The organism is Bacteroidia bacterium, from assembly GCA_019695265.1.
In the GTDB taxonomy this organism is placed as follows: Bacteria; Bacteroidota; Bacteroidia; order JAIBAJ01; family JAIBAJ01; genus JAIBAJ01.
This window is the reverse complement of the sequence record JAIBAJ010000063.1, coordinates 1-21,254: the sequence shown is the minus strand read 5'-3', so window position 1 is coordinate 21,254 and position 21,254 is coordinate 1. Positions and strand designations below refer to the sequence as shown.

The window sequence follows — 21,254 nt, the reverse complement described above, 5'->3', positions numbered from 1 at the left end:
CTTACCTTCAATAATTTTTCTTTAAAAAATATTGGTAAAAAATCTGCTTGGAGACCTTTACCAACCGGGGATGGACAAAAATTGAGTATTCAAGCTCAAAGTAATGGTATTTATTTTCAGTCCTATAATTTGTCGTTTACTGAACCTTGGTTCGGCGGTAAAGCTCCGAATTCCTTTACGGTTTCAGGGTTTTATTCAGTTCAAAGCAATGGCTTAAAACGCAGCGATTCCAACAGGCAATCTATCGCCATCGGTGGTGCGACCATAGGTTTTGGAAAGCGATTAAAATGGCCCGATGACTATTTCTTAATGTTTGGAGAATTGATTTATCAGAATTATTCACTCAAAAATTATCAGTCTCTTCCTCAATTGGGTTTTTCAACCGGGGCAGCTAATCAGGCTAGTTTGAGAATTACCTTTTCCAGGAATTCAGTAAACGGACCTATTTATCCATTTGATGGTATGAATATCTCCTTAACCGGTCAGTTTACTCCTCCGATTTCCTTATTTACCAAAAAGGATTATTCAGAAATTTCTGGTCAGGATAAGTTCCGTTGGTTGGAATTTCATAAATACAAATTTAAGTTTGCCGGCTATCAGAGAATTGTAGACAAATTGGTAATTGCAACCCGGGTTCACATGGGATTAATCGGGTTATATAACAGGCAATTGGGTTTGGTTCCTTTCGAACGTTTCTATTTAGGTGGTGATGGATTATCCGGTTACTCTTTGGATGGAAGAGAAATTATTGCTTTGCGGGGTTATGCCAATAATTCCTTGGTACCCATTGATTCTAAACTGGGTTCGGTTGGTGGTACCATTTATAATAAATATACCATGGAATTGCGCTATCCGGTTTCACTTAATCCTTCTGCTACTATTTTTGGATATGGCTTTGTGGAGGCAGGTCGATCCTGGGCCAAATGGGATGGTTACAATCCTTTTAATGTGTACCGTTCTGCCGGGGTCGGTGTTCGGGTATTTTTGCCAATGTTTGGTTTGCTAGGGGTTGACTGGGGTTATGGATTTGATCCGGTATTAAATAACCCAGGCGTTAATGGTTCGCATTTTCACTTTTCGATTGGCATGAACTTTGAACAATAAATTTCTATCTTCGCCGTCCCATTCGGCATCTATTGAACAAAACTAATTTAGAAAAATCATGAAAAAGTTCTTTGCTGTTCTAGGTTTAAGCATTTTAACCTTGGGATCCTTTGCCCAAAAAATAGGCTATGTTGATACGGAATATATCCTAAATAATATTCCGGAATATAAATCTAAACAAAGTCAATTGGATGAAATATCCGTAGGTTGGCAAAAGGAAATTGAAGCAAAATATGCTGAAATTGATAAAATGTATAAAGCATTTCAGGCCGAACAAGTGCTGTTGACCGAAGATATGCGTCGTAAAAGAGAAGATGATATCGTTAAGAAAGAAAAAGAAGCTAAAGACCTTCAAAAACAACGCTTTGGATACGAAGGCGACTTGTATAAAAAACGTCAGGAGTTGGTGAAACCTATTCAAGATAAAGTGTTTAATGCAATTAAAGACATTGCAAATTCAAAAAGTTATGCCATTATTTTTGATAAAGCCAATAGCCTAACCATGTTGTATACCAATACCAAGTATGATATCAGCAACGAAGTATTGGAAAGTTTGGGAATCAAAATGAATCCGGACGAGCCTAAAGAGAAAAAGTAAACCTAAAATAACCAATAAATCATCCAATAAATTTCATGAAAAAGATCCTAACTGCCATTATAGCGCTTTGTTTAATTGGCCAAGTAAATGCATTTGCTCAAAAGAAATTCGGTCATATTGATGCCGCTGCTCTAGTGGAATCCATGCCGGAAAAGAAGAAAGCTCAAACAGATATGGAAACCTATGCCAAAGGTTTACAAGAACAATTGAGAATTATGAGTGCAGAATTTGATAAAAAATATCAGGATTATATGGCTCAGGAAGGCAGTATGACTGAACTTGTTAAGCAAACAAAAGCCAAAGAATTGGAAGATTTGAACAACCGTATCAAAGATTTTCAGACCAAGGCTCAAGATGATATTGCAAAAAAGGAGCAAGAATTAATGGCTCCAATCATTGATAAAGCTAGAAAGGCAATTGAAGCTGTTGCAAAAGAAAAAGGAATTAATTATGTATTTGATTCTTCTGCCGGCGTATTGCTTGTAAAAGATGAAACAGAAGATATGTTAAGTGCAGTTAAAAAGCATTTAAACATTCAATAGTTGTTTGTTATTCCAACACAAGGGCTCGCAATTTGCGGGCCTTTTTGTTTATTAGGGTATTCGGTTTGTGCTGAAAATAACCTAATGAGTAATCAATTGTTTTTTAATACCTGGTATGCGGGCCCCCTCCGCCTATTAATCCTTTTGCAAATTCCTAAACAACCTGCATGGGCGTTCGGGTCACGCTATCGGCTGTAGTCCTCGGCCCACTTGGCTAGCGCCGCGTGGTCCTGTGGGCTACTTGCCTCTATCGTTGCCCGAGGAGGGTGCATTTTCATGCAGCGGTTCGCTGCTCATACCGAAGTGGTATCTATTGGTTTCTTGTTAGTTTTATTCCGATTGCAAATCTGTAATTGTCCAATGAGGCTAAGCACTAATTTGCCTAAATAGGGTCTGCTGAAAACACTCAATCGATTTATTATAAGTCATTTAATTAATAATTTAAATCAAATTGATGCAAGGTTTTGAATTAGATTCTTTTGATTTCCTTGCATCCATATTTTTTGAAGATTACTTTGTATCCTTAGTCAGAAATACAGCATCTCTTTTGTTGTCTGCGGTTCGCAATATTAAATATACAGCTTCACCTTGGCGCCTTGCATCTGCTGTATTTCTGACTTTTTCAGCAGTCCCTAAATAGCTTTTTCACAGGTATTAGAAGTTTAGCAAAAATTTTGTTCGGAGTGTGGGGCAGGGATAGAGCGTGATACCCCACAGGACGGTGCAGCGATAGCGGAACCGGACGAGGAGTATTAGCGATAGCCCGCCCATGAGCCTGATACAGATTGGATGAATGATTATTTTTTTGCGAATGGGGCCCCCCAAACAATTTAAATAAAAAATAAGTTTGAAGCTATTTCATCCGCTAGAAATTTACCTGTATGAGTCAAGGTGATCAGGCCATTTTGATTATCAATCAAACCTTTTTGAACTTCTTTATCAAGTTGGATCTGCCAGCGATGCCACTCCGGCAATTGAAGTTCGATGATTTGGTTTTGATGGAAACCTTTTTTTGTTCGAAGTCCGGTCATAATTAATTCGTTAGCGATTTCTTTTTTTGTTAAAATTTCCTCCTGCAAATTTGGAAATCCTTTTTGTAACGACTGAATATAGGCTGAATTGCTACTGATATTCCACTGACGGACATTGTTTTTGAAGGAATGGGCAGAAGGGCCAAAACCGATGTAGGGCTGTCGGTTCCAATACGAACTATTGTGCTTGGAATGAAAGCCCGGCTTTGAAAAATTTGAAATTTCATAGTGCTCGAAACCTGCCATAAAGGTTTGTTTCATCAGAATTTCGAACTGTCTGGCACTTTGGTCTTCATCTTCCTGAGGCATTTCACCTTTTTTGATGAGGTGATTTAATTTGGTTTTTTCTTCTACGGTTAGGGAATAGCTGGAAAGATGGGTGATTCCCAAATCGATGGCCTGCTGAATATTACTGATCCAATCTTGGTCAGTCAGATTGGGTAGGGCATAAATTAGGTCAAGGTTAATATTGTGAAATCCGGCGGAACGGGCAAGTTTGATAGCATTTTGGGCTTGTTGTGATCGGTGGCTGCGGTTCATCCAAATCAAATCCTGGTCACGGAAGCTTTGCACTCCAACACTGAGACGGTTAAAGCCTAATCCAAGCCAGTTTTCAAGATTTGTTAAGTCAATATCATCTGGATTTGCCTCCAGCGTAATTTCAAGGTTATTGGAAAGGGCAAAATGATTTTTCAGGTGATTCATTAATTCGGCCAGCAATTCGGAAGGAAGAAGTGAAGGTGTTCCACCGCCGAAATAGATGGTTTCAATAGTTTCAGAATCCAGAAAAGTATGGCGAAGTTCGATTTCGCGCAACATGCTTTGGATAAGCTCGTGGAGGGATTTAGTATGTGTAGAAAAGTGGAAGTTGCAGTAGGTGCAAGCTTGTTTGCAGTAAGGAATATGGAGGTAAATTCCGGCCATTAGGAAATTGCAGGTAGGCAAATTTGGAAGGTAGTTCCTTGGTTTGGGCCGGTTTCAAAGGAGATTTGCCCATTGGCTTGCTCCATGATATTTTTAGCCATGGCTAATCCCAGTCCCATGCCGGAGGATTTTGTGGTGAAATTGGGCATGAATATTTTCTCCTGTACTTCATTCGGAATGCCGGAACCATTGTCTTGAATTCGAATAATTACTTGGTTTTCATGTTGATAGGCGTTGATATTAATTTGTCCGAATTGATTAGATGGGATAGATTGAATGGCATTTTTTAATAAGTTTTGTATGGACCTGGAAAATTGTTGTTTATCAATGAAAATCAAGAGCGGAGAGTTTGGGATATCGAGGGAAATTCGATAATCTTTTTCGTTGTTTAATAGGTTAGAAAGGTTGGTTAGAACTTCCCTGCAATCAAAGCCTTCGGGATTTCCTTGTGGCATTTTTGCGAAATTGGAAAAGGCATTGGCAATATTGGCCAGGTTATCGATTTGTTCTTCCAACAACGCAAGCGTTTTAACCAATTGTTCTTCCCACCCGGGAGATTGTGCTTTGTATCGCATGCTCAAATGTTGAACTTGCAATTTCATGGGGGTGAGCGGGTTTTTTATTTCGTGGGCTACTTGTTTTGCCATTTCTCTCCAGGCCGATTCTCTTTCTGACTTGGCGAGTTCTTCCACGTTATGAGCAAGTTCGTCAACCATGTGGTTGTAAGCAATAACTAATTTTCCAATTTCATCTTCCCCTTTCCATTGAATATATTCCGGTTTGTTGAGGTCAACATTGGTAAGTTTGGTTGCAATGGTTTCGAGTGGGGAAGTGATGTAACCTGAAATTAATAAGGTTAGAACAACACTCAATGATACAAGGATGAAATAGATATTGAGTAAGGATGAAATCATGGAAGATAGCTCTTCTCTTATTTCTTCTTGTCGGGCGAAAAAGGGGATATTGATATAATAGGTATTGCCAAGTACCTGCAAGGGGGTGTAGGCCGAAAGGAAACTTAGGGTTCCAATTTTTTCCCTGAAGAAACTATCATCACCGGTTGATTCTTTCAATCCGTTCAGCGCTTCTGGATTAATCATTTTTCCGGTGTAGCCATCTCTAAAAATTACCGGACGTGTGGTAGAGACCAGGTGGCCCATGGCATTATAAATATGGATATCTACATTGGATTCAAGAGCCAAGTCAAGCAGAAAAGAGTTGGAAATACGTTTTTCTTTTTCAATTCTGTTTTTGATGGTGTGAAGTTTTTCTTCAGCCAAGTCAATGTTTTTATGGTCAATTTGTTTTACCATTAATCTGGCAGAGGCAAATCCGATAGAAAATAAAGTGAGCGTTAATAATCCTGTAGTAGCTGTAATAATTCGGTTTCTAAAACTAAGAAAGAGGAAGTCGCGCCAAGCAGATTGTCTTGAGATCAATGAACTTAGAATTCCTAGGATAAAGAAAAAACTAAATAGGATGGTGAAAGAGTTAAAAAATGAAGCAAAAATGGAATTAGGTCGGGTGATTTCTATTTGGGTGTTACCATTGTCAGAAATGATTTTCCAATAGAGGTCTTGATTTATCCATCGTTTCCAAACGGGAGTTGTAAGTTTTTGGAATATGGAATTGGTTTGCCAATGCACAAAATTTTGTTGAATGACGCTGTCGTTTTGTGTAATTCGATAGGAATAATTTTGGAGTTTTTCTTTAAAGCCAATTCCTTTTTCAAGCAGTAAATCAGGGTAGCCGATGCTATTTTGAATGGTTTTAGGCCAAAACAAAATGTACAGGTTGAAATCATTGTTAGCTTGGTCTCTTCCAATAGCCATTTTAAGTTTGGCTATGTATGAGAACTTACTTCCCGGTGGGGCAATCCATAAGCCGCTTGTTCCGGAAGGTTCTGATTTATCTAGCAAGAGTTCAGTTTCCTGAATGCTGATGGTGTTGTTAGGGAAATCCCTAATTATCAGGGAATCTTTCAGTGAAAAAAGAATGAAACCCAATTCGAAATCGGACCATTCCTCTTCAAATGCCCCGCGAATGCTTTCATTGATTTGTTGAGCCTGTATAGGATGAAGGGTAAGGGCGTTTTTGATTTTTCGGTCTGTTTGCAGCTTTTGTGAAATACGCTTGAAAAGGTATTCCTGTACCCAATCTCTTCCGGATACCAATTTATTGGCGAGGTATTCAACTTCTGCTGTTTCTTTTTGGTAATTGAAGTAGTGAAGGCCGATGCTAAGAAAGATGGAAATGGTTACACCGGCTAAAGCAATTTGTGTGCTGATGTTTTTTAGGACACCTTTAGTTGAAAAGAAATAATGAAGTGCGAGGCCTGAGAAAAACAAAAGGATAATTAATAGGATATGCCAGTGTTTCCAATGAAACCAGGAGAATAAAAGTGAAATCCCAAGTGAAATCAGAAAAAATACCAAGTTTTTTTGTTGAAGGATCCAATGGGAAGAAATGCGAAAAACGCCCCAGCCAACTAAGCACAAACCTGTAAGAGCAAGCCAAGAAGTTAGTTGAAGTTTGACCAGCACCGATGGGTCTAGGAAAAATTCGGAATGAGTACTAATGTTTTGAGTGATCCAAACCAATCCAACTGAGCTAAACGTTGGGAGGATTAAAGCCAGGAACTTATTAAAGATTGGTGGTAAATCTTGTCGATCAAAATCGGAAATGAATTGATTTAATAGCCAGTAAGAAATAAGGATATTTAGAAACCAATCTCCGATAGAAGGAGACCACCAGGAAAAGGCATACTCTTGGGGAGAGAACCAGGATAGGGTAGCAATGGAAGCAGGAAATTGGAAGTATAGACCAAGGATCCTACCCAAAATTAAACCGGCAATTATCAGCCATTTATAGGAAGAACCTGAGTTTTTAAGTAAATGGGCAAAGTAAAGGAATGCAAGGATCCAAAATACAAGTGACAGGAGAGGTACAACCGGAAGAGTTAATTCATTTACAAACAGTTGGGGTAGGGAGGGGGTTTCAATTATTTTAATGGATTTAATTGCTTTTCCCAGTTCCGGGTTAATGGAGTTTTTTAGGTAAGTGTTTTGAATTGGGTAGTTGCTTTCGATAACAAAAAGAGAAACCAACAAGGTGTCACCTGACTGTTTAGATTCACTTAAGTAACTTCCTTTTGAAGTTTTAACTAAGGTTTTACCTAATCGGAAGAGATCATTTTGCTGGAGAGCCACATTTTCTTGATTGCTACTCCAGGCTACTAAATTTTCATGGACAAACAAATAAGTTCTGAATCCTTGGTTAGTAAGTTCGTTAAGATTCTTAAAAACTCTTAAACAAGAATTATTTGCTATTTGATTTGTTTGTACCTGATGGAATTCCGATAGTTTCTGATTGGCAGTTTGGGTATATAATTTTAGGATAATGGAATCCAATTTTATCCCCCATGGAGATTCAAGCAAGATTGCAGGAAGCAGCAGGAAAAGAAGAGGGATAATTTTTTTCACAATAAAATCCGATGTACAAAGGTAAGTGCGAATATTTCAAATCCGGATATTAAGTTGGAATCCATTGCTAACATAGGTTAAGAATGAGTAATAAATGGTTGGTTCTACAAAAGGTAGAAGGAAATTAAAATAGATCCAAAGGGAAAATTGTCAATTGACTTAAGAAAGCCTGAAGGAAGAGAACAGTGAGAATATAAACCTGTTAGAATTTGAGGGAAATGATCAATGAAAAAAGTAGATATAAATTGGATAGTTTACAAAGTCTTAACGGTATTACTTTTGAGCAATTAGAAAACCATGGATTTTAATTCGATCAAGCAAGTTTATTTGTTAGGTATCGGAGGTATAGGTATGTCTGCCCTAGCCCGGTATTTTAGATATTCCGGAAAACATGTCAGTGGATATGATAAAACTCCGAGTGATTTAACCTTGGAATTAGAACAAAGTGGTATATTTATTCACTATGAGGATCGGTTAAATTTGATTCCATTGGAAGTAAGGAATGCAAAAGCCGAAGAGTTATTGATTATTTACACACCGGCAATTCCTAAGGACCATTTAGGAAAGAATTGGTTTGTTGATCAAGGATTTACCTTGTACAAAAGAAGCCAGGTTTTGGGAATTATTTCGGAGGCATTTACAACCATTGGTGTTGCCGGAACACATGGAAAAACTACAACCAGCACCATTGCGGCCCATTTGTTACATTCTTCCAAAGTTGGATGTTCGGCTTTTTTGGGAGGGATAAGTGTAAATTATCAATCCAATTTGCTATTGTCCGAGAGTCCAAACCTGGTGGTTGAGGCTGATGAGTTTGATCGTTCGTTTTTGACTTTGAGTCCCAGTTATTCAATTCTTACCTCCACAGATGCCGATCATTTAGATATCTATGGCGATTCGGATCATGTAAAGGAGTCCTATTTGCAATTTACCAATCGGTTGAAGCCCGGAGGTAAGTTGTTGATACGAAATGGTTTGGACATTATTCCTAAATTATCTGTTCCATATTATACTTATGAAGTGGTTGCAGGAGAAGAGAAAACAAGTGCAGATTTTTGTGGTAAGATAAGGGAAATTGCGGATGGGGCTTTTGTTTTTGATTTGCACACCCCTTTTGGCGATTTTATGGGTTTGAAGTTTGCCTTTCCCGGTCGACATAATGTTGAGAATGCAGTTGCTGCTTGTGGAGTAGCCCTTTTGGTTGGGGCCAATGAAGAAGAGTTGAGAAAAGCTTTAGCTAGTTTTAGGGGAGTCAGGAGAAGGTTTGAATTTCAGGTAAAGGAAAAGGAAAAGGTTTATATTGATGATTATGCGCACCATCCTAGGGAGTTGGAAGCATGTATAAAGGCAGTTCGAGAAATTTATCCTGAACGACGAATCACCGGAATATTTCAACCCCATTTATTTACCCGAACCAGGGATTTTGCAGATGGGTTTGCCCGATCGTTGGATTTGTTGGATGAGGTGCTTTTAATGGAAATCTATCCTGCTAGAGAGCTTCCCATTCCTGGAATTACTTCGGAATGGTTGTTAAGTAAATTGAAAAATAAGAATAAATTTTTGGTTCAGAAGGAAGATTTGTTGGCGAAAGTAGAGGAAATTAGACCGGAGGTTTTACTAACATTGGGGGCAGGAGATATCGATAGGTTTGTTAGACCTTTAGCTCAATTAATTGAAAAACAATAGTTTGTCCTTATTAACAGGCCTGGGTTGAAATCTAAAAATAAAATCGGTGTTCGGAGGGAATAAGCAGTACTTTTGCGCCGAATTTTAATTCACCTATAAAAATGAAAAAAATAATACTTTCAGTAATGAGTTTTGCTTTTTGCACTACTCTTTTTGCCCAAGGTCAAGAGCCATTTCCGAATGGTGGATTTGAGACCTGGGTTAACTACTCAGCACCAAATACATCAGCTAGACCAGACAAATTTAATTCCTTAAATGCTTTTACTGCAGTTGGATTAGGAATTGTAACATGTGGAAAAGGTACCGCTCCAAATGTTCATGGTGGAACCTATTCTGTTAGGCTAAAGTCTGTTGCCTCTGCTTTATCTCCATCCGGAGTTATTCAAGGAATGATTACAACCGGCGATATCAATGTTCAAACTTATGCTATCGATGGAGGTATGGCATTTTCTTCCCGTCCTGATAGCATTGTTGCATGGTTAAAATATGCTCCGGCATTGAATTCATCCAATGTGACCGATACCGGATATGTTGAAATTTTGTTGTTGAATTCGGATGGTTCGGATACCATTGGAAGAGGACGTTTTAATGTTTATGAAGAAATTACAGAGTTTGTACGTTTATCGGCACCGATTAATTATTTCAGCGCAGGTAATCCTTCAAAATTAAGAGCGATTATTAACGCTAGTTCAGGATTTTCTCCTGTTGCAAATAGCGAGATTTTTGTTGACGATGCTGAATTTGTATATAGTACTGGAACTCCGGAGGTTCAAAAGGTGAACTGCCGTTTGTTTCCAAATCCGGCTTCTGAGAAATTGATTTTGACTTACAATGAAATGGAATCGGCAAATTTTATCTTAACCGATCTTTTTGGAAATGTTGTTACCAGAAAAGTTGTTGATAACCGTGAAATTGAAATCAATGTTCAGGATGTAGCTGTTGGCAATTACTTATACACTGTTTCTACTGCCAGCGGGAAATCCTTTTCCGGAAAGGTTTCCATTACTCGTTAATACCTAATTTTAGTTAAACCTCCGGTGTGTTGAAAACCCATGCCGGAGGTTTTGTTTTTACTAAACCTCCGGGTCTACTTTTACTTTTCAATTCATTCACTGCATGAAAAAAATTCTTGCTGCCGGGTTTTTTATTGCCTTGTTTCATTCAGGCTTTACTCAAACGGGCATAGTCAAAGGTGTTGTGACAGATGCTGTTACTAAAGAAACCCTCATTGGGGCAAATGTTTTTAACTTAAATGATAGAACCAATGGTTCTTCCACAGATATAGATGGTAAATTTGAGTTTAAATCAATGGTTGGAATTCAACAAATTGTTGTGTCCTATACCGGTATGGAATCGGATACATTTCGCATTAATGTGTCTGCAGATCAACCTACTGTTTTAGAGATTAAAATGAAACTTTTGGTTGAAGAATTGGGAGAAGTAGTATTTTCTTCCGGTAGATTTCAACAGAAAATTGAAGAGATTACCCAGTCGATGGAAGTAATCAAACCAAGTTTAGTTGAAAATAAAAATACCAGGAATATTTCAACGGCTTTAGAGCAAACACCTGGTTTAACAGTTTATGATAGTGAGCCTCAAATTAGAGGTGGAAGTGGATTTACCTTTGGAGTTGGTACCCGAGTTGGGGTATATGTAGACGATTTGCCAATGCTTTTAGGTGACGCAGGTAAGCCTGAATGGGGTTTCATTCCTACAGAGAATTTGGAGCAGGTGGAGGTTGTAAAAGGAGCCTCTTCCGTATTGTTTGGTTCAGGTGCCCTCAGCGGTGTAATAAATATTCGTACTGCTTATCCAAAGGAAAAACCAGAAACTAGGATTAATCTATTTACAGGTTTTTATTCAAGTCCGGAAACAGACTCCATGAATGCAGGTCAACGTTTTGCCAATTTCTTTGGGATGGACATGCAAAAACCTAATGGCAAAAAATGGTGGAGTGGCTCGGCAAATTTTTCCGGTCTTAATTTTTTCCATTCACAACGTATTAAACAATGGGATTTGGTTTTTGGGGGTAGCTTTCAATACGACCATAATTATATTGGTCCTTGGGATGTAAAGGGAGTTTATAGATTTCCTGCCGGGGATGTTCCGGATACTTTATCCAATTCAGATGTAAGTGACAAAAAGGGTAGATTAAATTTTAAACTAAGAAGAAGAAGCAAGAAGAATGAGGGGCTGGCTTATGGTATTAATGGGAACTTTATGAGAACCCATACTAATTTTTCATTGATATGGAACAATGATTCATCCGGTCTTTATAGATCCTATCCGGGTACTATGACCTTACAAGAAATTTTCACTTTTTATGTGGATCCTTTTTTCACTTATGTAAGACCCAGTGGAACTAAGCACTATTTAAGGTCCAGGTTGTATTATGCCGACAATGAAAATAGCAACAATCAAAGCAATAAAAGTTTGGTTACCTATGCCGAATACCAGTTCCAAAAAAACTTTATGTTTATTGAAGATTTTAATATGACGGCCGGTATAATGGGCCAGCATACCAATTCTTCGTCCACTTTATATGTTGGTACAGGTAGTGGAGACAATCAGGCTTCAAATGCGGCAGCATATACTCAGCTTGATAAGAAATTCTGGAAGGTTTTTAATATTTCTTTAGGACTTAGGTATGAGTTCTTTCAAATTAATAACCAGGAAGTGGTTACAAAGCCCGTATTTAGAACTGGAATGTCATTAAAATTGGCAAAGGCAACTTATTTGAGGGCCAGTTATGGTCAGGGATATAGGTTTCCAACTATTGCAGAACGATTTATTGTTACCAGTGCCGGCGGTATAAAAATATTTGCCAATCCGAATCTGCAACCCGAAACCAGTTGGAATGGTGAAATCGGTCTAAAGCAAGGAATGAAAATAGGAGGGTTTTATGGATATTTTGATGTGGTAGGATTTTGGCAGGAATACCATAATGCAATGGAATATGTAATGGGACATTGGGGTAATCTTTCTTCCAGCAATGAGGATATGATTGGATTTAAGTTTTTAAATACAGGAGATACCCGAATTCGTGGAATTGAACTTTCTGTTGCAGGAAAAGGGAAGTTAACTAAAGACATTTCCATGTCAATTTTAGCTGGTTATACCTTGATAGATCCACGAATGTTGAATCCTGACAATGTGTTTGCTTACGATACTATTCAGCAAATAGGAATTGACTCAACATTTGCAATTCCCTTAACATATCGTAAAACCAGCAGTGATTCAAGCGGAATTTTAAAATACCGCAGCAGGCATCAGTTCAAGGCCGATATTGAGTTTGAGTACAAAAAGTTCGCACTAGGATTCTCTGCAAGGTATTACAGTCATATCGATAATATTGATAAAGAGTTTTATAACTTGGATAAGAATAAAGAAATTGCTCCCGGAGTATTTCTTCCAAACTCTGCTGACCTGCCTTCAGGAATAACTAATTACCGTGCTACACACACTAAAGGAAATTGGGTAATGGATGCTAGAATTAGTTGCCAGGTTTCGCAGCGATCTAAAATCGCATTTGTTGTTAGTAACCTTGCTAATCGCCAGTATTCGTTGCGACCTCTTAAAATGGAGGCGCCTCGATCAGTAGCTATTCAATACACACTCAGTCTTTAAATCAGATAGAAAACTTCTCTTTATTTTTGAACAAATAAGAGTTTGGAAACCTGACATTGGTCATGCATAGATTGTTAATGTGTTAAAAATGAGTGCTTTGTAAAAATTGACTGTTAGATTTTATCGCAGATAGCCGTATGCTAAAAAGAATTTTTTCGTCATTATTTTCAGACTTGATAAAAAATTTTACACAGTTTCAGAATTCCAATATATATTTGCTCGCTGGTTGAATGGAACAATCAGTGTTTTCATAGGGTTTGAGGTCCCGGCGTAAAAACCGGGATCTTTTTTTTTGAACTAATCCCAGTTTTAGAAATTTTAAGATTCCTTAGATCTTAAGTTATAATATTGAAAATCATTTTATTGTAATTTAAAATTCTTTGTTTTGAGTTCGAATCCACTGTTCAAAACAGAACAATGGTAAAGAATACCATTTCGAAAGGTTCATCGTTTTAGCTTTGCAAAAATTCAGGCATGATTAAAACTGTCGTTCGTTGGCTTATAGCCGTAGTTGTATTAGGTGGAGTCGGTTATACATTTTATTTTATTTATCAGAAATCTCAACCCAAAGAAGAAGTTTTTCAAACGGAAGAACCTTTTATTGCAACAATTGTAAAAAAGACCGTTGCAACGGGTAGTATTGTGCCTCAGCGGGAGATTACCATCAAATCCAGGGTTTCCGGAATTCTTGAAGAAATTTATGTGGAGGCTGGACAATCTGTTAAGCAAGGACAAACCATTGCCAGAATTCGAATAATTCCCAATGCGGCAAATCTTGGACAAGCAGAAAGTGCAGTAGAAAGAGCTAAAATTGCTGTTAAAGATGCAGAACAAGAATATAAACGCCAGAAAGGATTGTTTGACCAACAAGTGATTGCAGCATCTGAATTGCAACCTTCGAAACTAAAATTGGATTTAGCAAATCAAGAATTGGAGGCTGCCGAGAATAATCTTCAGGTAGTTAAGGAAGGTTCAAGTAAAAAGGCCAGCACCAATTCAACTATTGTGGTTTCTACTGCAACCGGAACCGTGTTGGATGTTCCGGTAAAAAAAGGAGCCTCTATTATTGAATCAAATAATTTTAATGAAGGTACTACCATTGCCACAATTGCCGATATGAATTCTTTAATGTTTAAAGGGAATTTAGATGAAAGTGAAGTAGGTAAAATAAAAGAAGGCCTACCAATTCAAATCCAAATTGCAGCTCTCCCTGATAAATCTATTCCTGCCCGGTTGGATTATATTTCGCCTAAAGGAATGGATGTTAATGGCGCAATTCAGTTTGAAATTAAGGCTTTTTTAAAGCCGAACAAGGATAATATTATACGTGCCGGTTATAGCGCTAATGCAGATATCGTCCTTGCCCAAAAAGATAGCGTTTTATGCTTAAAGGAAAGCACCATTAAGCAAGAAGGCGATAAACGCTTTACCGAAGTCCTGGTTAATGGTAAATTCGAAAAACGTATGCTTCGTTGTGGTATTTCAGATGATATTAATACAGAAATATTGGAAGGAATAAAAAAAGGCGAAAAAGTGAAAAGCGCTAAATTGGAAACCAATTAGTTGGTTTGCTTTTGAAGTTTACCTTTGTGTTCAGTGAGCCTTTCTACCATTGATATTCTAATTCTTATTCCTTTGGCCTGGGGACTTATCCGAGGTGCTATGAAGGGATTTATTATCGAGTTGGCATCCTTGTTGGGTTTCTGGCTTGGTATTGTTGTTGCCTGGAAATTTAGTTTTGTTGTTAAGGACTATCTTTCAGCTCATTACCAAATTAACCAAACTGTTTTGCCCTTTCTTTCTTTTATACTGCTTTTTGCAATTGTTGCCATCGGAGTAATGATTCTTGGAAAGTTCCTCCACAAATTGGCTGAACTTATTCAATTGGAGTGGTTAAACAGGTTGCTCGGAGGATTTTTTGGACTACTAAAAAACACCCTAATGGTTGGAGTTTTCTTGTTCATTTTAAACTGGGGAAAATTGATTAATCAGGAGAAGTATATGAAACATGAAAATTCTATTTTGTATGAACCTGTTTATTCTCTCGGTATGCTAGCATGGCCAATGCTTTCTCAACTTTCACAGCAAAATTTGCCCGATGCTTCCCAAACCCCATCTCCCATACATTGATGCATTAAGAGGATGGGCAATTTTGGGAGTTGTTTTCTGCCATACCTTCGATTTGCTTTCTTTTCAAGAGATTCCGGGGGGCTTAAAACAGGTTTTTAAAAACATGTCGCATGGAGTAGAGGTGTTTTTCTTTGTTTCTGCATTTACACTTTACCTATCCTTAGAAAGTGAGAATGACATACCTGCTTCCGGGTTTAAAGCATACAGTATCCGCCGATTCTTTCGAATAGCACCTCTTTTTTATCTGGCTTGTTTGTTCTCCTGGTTGTTTCTTACAGATTTTTACCATTTACACTATGATTTACCTTTTCATATAAGTAACTGGAATGTGCTTTCTCATTTAACCTTCACCTTTTGGGCCTACCCTCCTTGGATGAATAGTTTTGTTTTTGGTGGGTGGACCATTGCTACCGAAGTTCATTTTTATCTTTTGTTACCCTTTTTGTTTGTTAGAGTTAAAACAATAAATCAGGCCATTTATCTTTTCTATATCGCACTTATTGTTCGCTTACTTTTTCGGTGGTTGTTTCACCCCTTTGATGTTGACAGAATGTATCACCAATATCAATACCAACTGATCTTTAATCAATTTCCGGTGTTTTGTTTAGGAATTGTGGGCTTTTTATGGGTAATAAAAAAGCAAGTTCCTTCGGTTAAAACCTTTATTCCGCTGGCTTTTATGTTTTTATTTGATAAACTTATTCAGCAAGATGTTTTTATTCCTGAGCATATTCAATTCGCCCTGTTAACCTTTTTATTGGTTTTCTTGTTGCACCATGGTTATCTTAAATTTGCACAAAGTTCGCCGATGGTTTTCTTGGGCAAATTGAGCTATTCGGTTTATTTTGTGCATCCTTTTATTTTGCACGGAATTCAAGTTTGGGAAATTCAGAAGTTTTTTCCATCCGGAAATAGTGTTAGGAGTGGTCTGGAGCTTTTAGTTTGGTCCGTTTTGGTTTTGGTAAGTTCCATGGCAATAAGTTACCCTATTTACCTTTGGATTGAAGAACCTTTTCGAAAATTGGGAAAACAATGGATAGTAAAATTGGGATTATGAGACGGGTATTTTTGAAGCTGATTGTTAGTGTAATTGCCATGATCTTCCAAGTTCATAAGGTTAATGCAAACAATTTGGTTTTCTCTCAGTTGGTAGTAGAAGATGATTCTCACTTAAATTTTACTGTAAGTTGGGATAATTCTTGGACTGAAAACAATCATTTGAACCATGATGCTGTTTGGGTATTTGTCAAGTACCAAGTGAATGGTTCTGAATGGAGAAGTTTAAAACTTTCTCCGGTATCTGAAAATCATTCTACCTCCGATTCCGGTTTGGAAGTGCTTGGTGTGGAAGATTCAATGGGTGTTTTTATCAAGCAGAAATCCACCGGAAATTCCACCTTTATTGTATCCGCAAACTTCAGAATTGGCTTGGCTCAGCCCTTAAATCAAGGTTCTTATTCTTTCCAATTGTTTGGAATTGAAATGGTTTATATTGCAGAAGGGGATTTTTTACTGGGTGATGGAATCAGTAACCACACGTTTAAGGATAGTTTATCGGGAGCTCCTATTTCGGTTCAAAACAATCCTACTCCGCTTGGTATAGGGAATAATCAATTGTGGACCGGTTTTTCAAATAGTATTCAGCAAATTCCTGCATCCTATCCAAGCGGATGGAAGGCGTTTTACTGCATGAAGTATGAAATTTCTCAAAGTCAGTATATGACTTTTTTGAATTGCCTTACCCTAGCTCAGCAAACTACCAGAATAGTAATGCCACCAACCTCTCCAGCCGGAACTTTTTGTATGAATTCCACTGGCAATTTAGCTAACCGAAATAGTTTAGTTATTTCCCAATCTTCCGATGGGATTAATCCGGCCCAATTTGCTTGTAATTTGAATACAACCAATGGATTTAATGAATGGGATGACGGTCAAAATCTGGCAATGAATTTTTTGTCCTGGTCTGATTTGATAGCCTATCTGGATTGGTCAGGACTAAGACCAATTACAGAAATGGAATTTGAGAAAATTTGTTCGGAAGGAGTCGATAAGGTGATACCCTTAGGGTTTGCCTGGGGGACTGCTTTTTCGGTGGATGGAAATACCCTGCAATTGGATGGAACTCCAGCTGAAACGGTGCAAGAAATAGCCAATGATTCGGCAGGTTTAGCCAACCATGGATATTCGGGAGTTCAAGGTCCTTTGCGTTGTGGATTTGGTGCTAACCAAACTAATCTTAGGTTGCAAGCAGGAGCTTCGGTTACCGGGGTTATGGAGTTAAGTGGAAACCTATGGGAGCTTTGTGTTGCAACCAATGATTTTGGCTTTCAATTTGGGACTTTATCCGGTGATGGGAAATTGGATGAGCAAGGGCAAGCTGACCAGGCTTTTTGGTATCCGAATGCTGAAAATGCCATCTATCGGGGTGGAGCATGGTTAAGTGGTGTAACAGGTAGCTTTCGCGATTTGGCCGTTGCCGATCGCTTTTATCTAAATTTACGACCTTCCTTTCGTAGAAATACGACCGGTGGACGCGGAGGTCGTTCAGTAACCTGGTAAGTATGAAAACTGTTTTGTTCGCTTTCTTTATTGCTATTTGTAGCATCCATTGTTATTCCCAAACCATTCAGGATAGAAATTATTCCACTATTGGCTACATTAAAGATGATGGAACAGTGCAAGGAGATTCTTATCAAACCTTAGGGTATATAAAATCGGATGGAACGGTTCAGAATAGTCATTATGCAACTATTGGCTACATTCGGGAGGATGGAACCGTTCAAAATGGGAATTATGCAACGATTGGTCACATTAAATCGGATGGTAGGGTTGAGAATGGAAATTATGCCACCCTGGGTTATGTAAAAACCAATGGGACCATACAGAATTCGAATTATTCTACCCTTGGTTATTACAAAGATGTTCCAATGGATAAGGTTGCGGCTGCCGTATTTTTCTTTTTCTTCCATTTAAACTAAAGTCCAGGTAGGGTAGGCCGAAAATGTCAACTAGGCGCTTACTACAATTTTTTTAATACTTTTTATGCGGGCCCCCTCCGCCCAACTAGCTTTTTATAAAGCCCAAAATAACCTGCATGGGCGTTCGGGTCACGCTATCGGCTGTAGTCCAAGCCCACTCCGCTAAACGCTGCGTTTGCTTGGAGCTACTTGCCTCTATCGTTGCCCGATGCGCGATCTATTAGTGTATTTTCTAATCCGACTATTCACGGTATCTATTAGGTTATACCAATTTTAATTTATAAATAGTCCGAAGGCTTTTATAAATTTAGATTGGTAAGTACCGAGGATACAAAAAGTTAGTCCGATTTTTTCAAGAAAATTTAAGTATAAAATTGGACTATACATTTTGTCCATTCGGTATAAATGCCGAGTATACAGAATGTTAGGCCAATTTTCTCAATAAAGATTAATACCTAAAATTGGACTAAACATAATGTACATTCGGTATAAATCAAGTAGTTCAGATTTTCAATTCTCCTATTGATTATGTTGGGTTTAGGCAGCATCCGGGTTACCGGCTGAAAAGAAATCAAAGTGTTGAAGTTAATCAGATCCATGTTTTGCTGCATAACCAAATTCAATAAATCCAATTGGGTTTAATTTCCAATTATGGTGGTAGAGCTTGAAAATGAATATAATCCGGAAAGGTGCAAATGCCTGGGTTTGCACCTCGGGCAACGATAGAGCCAGGTAGCCCACAGGCCACCGACGGCTTTAGCCTCGGGGGACGAGGACTACAGGCGATAGCGTGACCCGACGCCATTGCAGGATGTTAGGGTTTTGCAAATTTCTTGGTAGGCGGAGGGGGCCCGCCAAACAATTAAAAAGAGAGCAAAGAAATACCTGAATTTAATGTGTAAATTCGAAATTAGGAGCGTGTAAAACTAATTGGTTCGAAAGCGAATTTTCCTTGGAGAATTGCTTAAAAACTCGTTGTTTTGCCTTGAAATTTTAATCATATGGAAGAAGTTGAATTTTTGTTAGAAGAAGCCCGTGAACAGATGGGGAAAGTAATTAAGCATTTGGAGGCAGAACTTTTGAAAATACGCGCCGGACGAGCAAATCCGACTATGTTGGATGGGATTTATTTGGAGTATTATGGGACTAACCAACCTTTGAAAAATGTGGCCAATATTAATACGCCTGATGCCAGGATGTTGACAATTCAACCATTTGAAAAAAACATGTTGGGTCCTATTGAAAAGGCCATTTTTGCTGCCAATTTGGGCTTTACTCCGGCAAATGATGGCAGTATGATTCGAATAAATATTCCACCTTTAACCGAAGAGCGTCGCCAACAATTGGTTAAGCAATCTCGAGCGGAGGCTGAGCATGCCAAAGTTGGTTTGCGTACCGTAAGAAGAGATTGCAATGAAGAGGTGAAAAAGCTTTTGAAAGATGGGTTGCCTGAAGATATGGCTAAGGATGCTGAAGAATCTATTCAGCAACTGACCAACGAGTTTACCGCCAAGGCTGATAAACATTTGGAAGCTAAAGAAAAGGAAATTATGACGGTTTAATCCGAATTTTGAAAAGCCCGGTTTTAAATCGGGCTTTTTTTTTGAAAGTTTATGCCAGCAACGCTTCTAACCAGGAAAGTGGCCATTCTACATAAATGCCGGTGTCGGTTTCCAATACTTGTAGCGGTTTAATAAAATAGCCTCTGCCATTGGTTCTTTGTCCACTCTGCAAGTCAAAGCTATATTTATGCCAAGGACAAACCAATTCTCCTTCCTTCGTGCAATAACCTTTGGAAAGTGGATAAGACTCATGTGGACATTTATCTGGGTAGGCGTGAATGCTATCTTTATAGCGTACCAAACAAATTTTTTTTCCTTGGCTCGTTACCGGATAAACCTTGCCTTCGGGTAGGAATAAATCAGCTTCGGTTCGACTTTCAAAAACTTTGATTCGTTGGGTTTTCATACCATTCAAAGGTAATGACTGGCATGGCTTGGTGGTATTGAAGTTTTAAAATTTATGTTATAAATGAAAATATGTGGGCAATTATCCTCAATTTTGTTGCCGCATGGATGCAAAGAAGAAAACCGAAACTATTGCTTTAAATCGCAGAGCCGGATATGAATATGCCTTTTTGGATAAGTTTACGGCAGGTATTCAATTGACCGGAACTGAAATAAAATCCGTAAGAGCTCGAGAAGTGAATTTAAGCGATGGGTTTTGTGCCTTTCAAAACGGAGAATTGTTTTTAATCAATGTGCACATTGCCGAATATGTAGAAGGCTCCTATAACAACCATCTACCTAAGCGTGACAGGAAATTGTTGTTGACCAAAACAGAACTTCGGAAAATGTCCAATAAACTAAAAGACAAAGGTTTGACCATTGTTCCGATTAGTTTATTTATAGCTGAATCAGGTTATGCTAAAGTAGAAATTGCGGTGGCAAAAGGAAAGAAGACCTATGACAAAAGGGAGTCAATTAAGGAAAGAGAGGTAAAGCGCAACATGGAAAGAGACTAAAATTTACCTCCTACTACAAAACTGCTTTTTTGCTTTTTCTTATTTCCTTGGGTGTCGAATGATTCACTTAATAAAATGTAAATTCCTAAACGTGCTTTATCTCCTCGGTCGGTAATGCCGTCCCATGTAAAGGTGTCTGAAGTACCAAGCAGTTCATTTTCCAGTAGTTTTTTCACTAATCTACCTTTGGCGTCATAAATTTGAAGGGTAGCTACAGTGCCCGGACCCGGGTTATTTAAATGAATATTTAACACATCTTGGTACCCATCATTATCAGGTGAAAAAATGGGAGGGTCTAAACTAATCCAATCGCTGGAACTTGCATTTTCGTTGTATTGGGAATTTTGGTAGGCAGGAGTGCCATATCCGACAGTTTCGGCGGCAGAGTGCCAATTGTCTCTATCTCCGGATGCTCTGTCCGGATTAATACGTTCAAGCGAAACGCCCTTGGTACTTTGCAAAAGAGGGAAATGCATTTTGTCGTCGTACACCATGGCATCAATTACCGTTCCTAAGCTATCTCCAATAATACAGCTTCCGTCTTCAATGTTAAAAGAGGGCAGTTGATCAACGGAAATAACCCCATTCGGATTGGTGGTATTATACTGTGACTTAACGGCTATTCCAA

The 21,254-nt window shown here is 38.4% G+C and carries 17 protein-coding genes; 13 read left to right on the top strand and 4 right to left on the bottom strand.

The features are described 5' to 3' along the window. The 3 genes from K1X82_10025 to K1X82_10015 all read left to right on the top strand — a co-directional run. The coding region (locus K1X82_10025; GenBank protein MBX7182439.1) for a BamA/TamA family outer membrane protein at positions 1–1,104 on the top strand (1,104 nt) is incomplete at its 5' end. A gap of 58 nt (positions 1,105–1,162) precedes the next feature. Further along, the gene (locus K1X82_10020; protein MBX7182438.1) at positions 1,163–1,702 is read left to right on the top strand and encodes an OmpH family outer membrane protein; all 540 of its coding nucleotides are present in this window, start codon (positions 1,163–1,165) and stop codon (positions 1,700–1,702) included. A 35-nt stretch (positions 1,703–1,737) separates the two neighbouring features. Continuing rightward, the gene (locus K1X82_10015; protein MBX7182437.1) at positions 1,738–2,244 is read left to right on the top strand and encodes an OmpH family outer membrane protein; all 507 of its coding nucleotides are present in this window, start codon (positions 1,738–1,740) and stop codon (positions 2,242–2,244) included. An 830-nt stretch (positions 2,245–3,074) separates the two neighbouring features. Here the strand turns inward: K1X82_10015 and hemW are convergent. Beyond that, positions 3,075–4,199 (bottom strand): radical SAM family heme chaperone HemW, encoded by a 1,125-nt coding sequence (gene hemW, locus K1X82_10010; GenBank protein MBX7182436.1) that lies wholly within the window; start codon positions 4,197–4,199, stop codon positions 3,075–3,077. Further along, a complete protein-coding gene (locus tag K1X82_10005; GenBank protein MBX7182435.1) occupies positions 4,199–7,681 on the bottom strand; it encodes a HAMP domain-containing histidine kinase in 3,483 nt (1,160 codons plus the stop codon). The genes hemW and K1X82_10005 overlap by 1 nt, the downstream gene beginning before the upstream one ends. 297 nt (positions 7,682–7,978) lie before the next feature. On the opposite strand from K1X82_10005, the gene murC reads away from it, so the two are divergent. The 9 genes from murC (at position 7,979) to frr (ending at position 19,664) form a co-directional block, all read left to right on the top strand. After that, positions 7,979–9,367 (top strand): UDP-N-acetylmuramate--L-alanine ligase, encoded by a 1,389-nt coding sequence (gene murC, locus K1X82_10000; GenBank protein ID MBX7182434.1) that lies wholly within the window; start codon positions 7,979–7,981, stop codon positions 9,365–9,367. A gap of 101 nt (positions 9,368–9,468) precedes the next feature. Further along, on the top strand, positions 9,469–10,380 hold the full coding sequence (locus K1X82_09995) for a T9SS type A sorting domain-containing protein (GenBank protein ID MBX7182433.1): 912 nt from the start codon (positions 9,469–9,471) through the stop codon (positions 10,378–10,380). A 103-nt stretch (positions 10,381–10,483) separates the two neighbouring features. Next, positions 10,484–12,994, top strand: a complete 2,511-nt coding sequence (locus tag K1X82_09990) for a TonB-dependent receptor (GenBank protein MBX7182432.1) — start codon at positions 10,484–10,486, stop codon at positions 12,992–12,994. A 474-nt stretch (positions 12,995–13,468) separates the two neighbouring features. Further along, on the top strand, positions 13,469–14,557 hold the full coding sequence (locus tag K1X82_09985) for an efflux RND transporter periplasmic adaptor subunit (protein ID MBX7182431.1): 1,089 nt from the start codon (positions 13,469–13,471) through the stop codon (positions 14,555–14,557). Between the two features lie 33 nt (positions 14,558–14,590). Next, positions 14,591–15,124, top strand: coding sequence for a CvpA family protein (locus K1X82_09980; protein ID MBX7182430.1), 534 nt, complete (start codon positions 14,591–14,593; stop codon positions 15,122–15,124). After that, positions 15,093–16,181 carry an acyltransferase gene (locus K1X82_09975; protein MBX7182429.1) on the top strand — a complete coding sequence of 363 codons (1,089 nt, stop codon included), beginning with the start codon at positions 15,093–15,095 and terminating at the stop codon, positions 16,179–16,181. Before K1X82_09980 ends, K1X82_09975 begins: the two co-directional genes overlap by 32 nt. Next, positions 16,178–17,683, top strand: coding sequence for a formylglycine-generating enzyme family protein (locus K1X82_09970; GenBank protein MBX7182428.1), 1,506 nt, complete (start codon positions 16,178–16,180; stop codon positions 17,681–17,683). The genes K1X82_09975 and K1X82_09970 overlap by 4 nt, the downstream gene beginning before the upstream one ends. Then, positions 17,677–18,102, top strand: a complete 426-nt coding sequence (locus tag K1X82_09965) for a hypothetical protein (GenBank protein MBX7182427.1) — start codon at positions 17,677–17,679, stop codon at positions 18,100–18,102. Before K1X82_09970 ends, K1X82_09965 begins: the two co-directional genes overlap by 7 nt. Before the next feature lie 1,001 nt (positions 18,103–19,103). After that, positions 19,104–19,664, top strand: coding sequence for a ribosome recycling factor (frr, locus tag K1X82_09960; protein ID MBX7182426.1), 561 nt, complete (start codon positions 19,104–19,106; stop codon positions 19,662–19,664). A 49-nt stretch (positions 19,665–19,713) separates the two neighbouring features. Here the strand turns inward: frr and K1X82_09955 are convergent, their stop codons facing one another. Then, on the bottom strand, positions 19,714–20,070 hold the full coding sequence (locus tag K1X82_09955) for a Rieske 2Fe-2S domain-containing protein (protein ID MBX7182425.1): 357 nt from the start codon (positions 20,068–20,070) through the stop codon (positions 19,714–19,716). Positions 20,071–20,173: 103 nt separating this feature from the next. Here K1X82_09955 and smpB point away from each other — a divergent pair, with 103 nt between their 5' ends. Further along, positions 20,174–20,626, top strand: a complete 453-nt coding sequence (gene smpB, locus K1X82_09950) for an SsrA-binding protein SmpB (protein ID MBX7182424.1) — start codon at positions 20,174–20,176, stop codon at positions 20,624–20,626. Here the strand turns inward: smpB and K1X82_09945 are convergent. Further along, a partial coding sequence (locus K1X82_09945) for a gliding motility-associated C-terminal domain-containing protein (GenBank protein MBX7182423.1) occupies positions 20,623–21,254 on the bottom strand: 632 nt, incomplete at its 5' end. The genes smpB and K1X82_09945 overlap by 4 nt on opposite strands.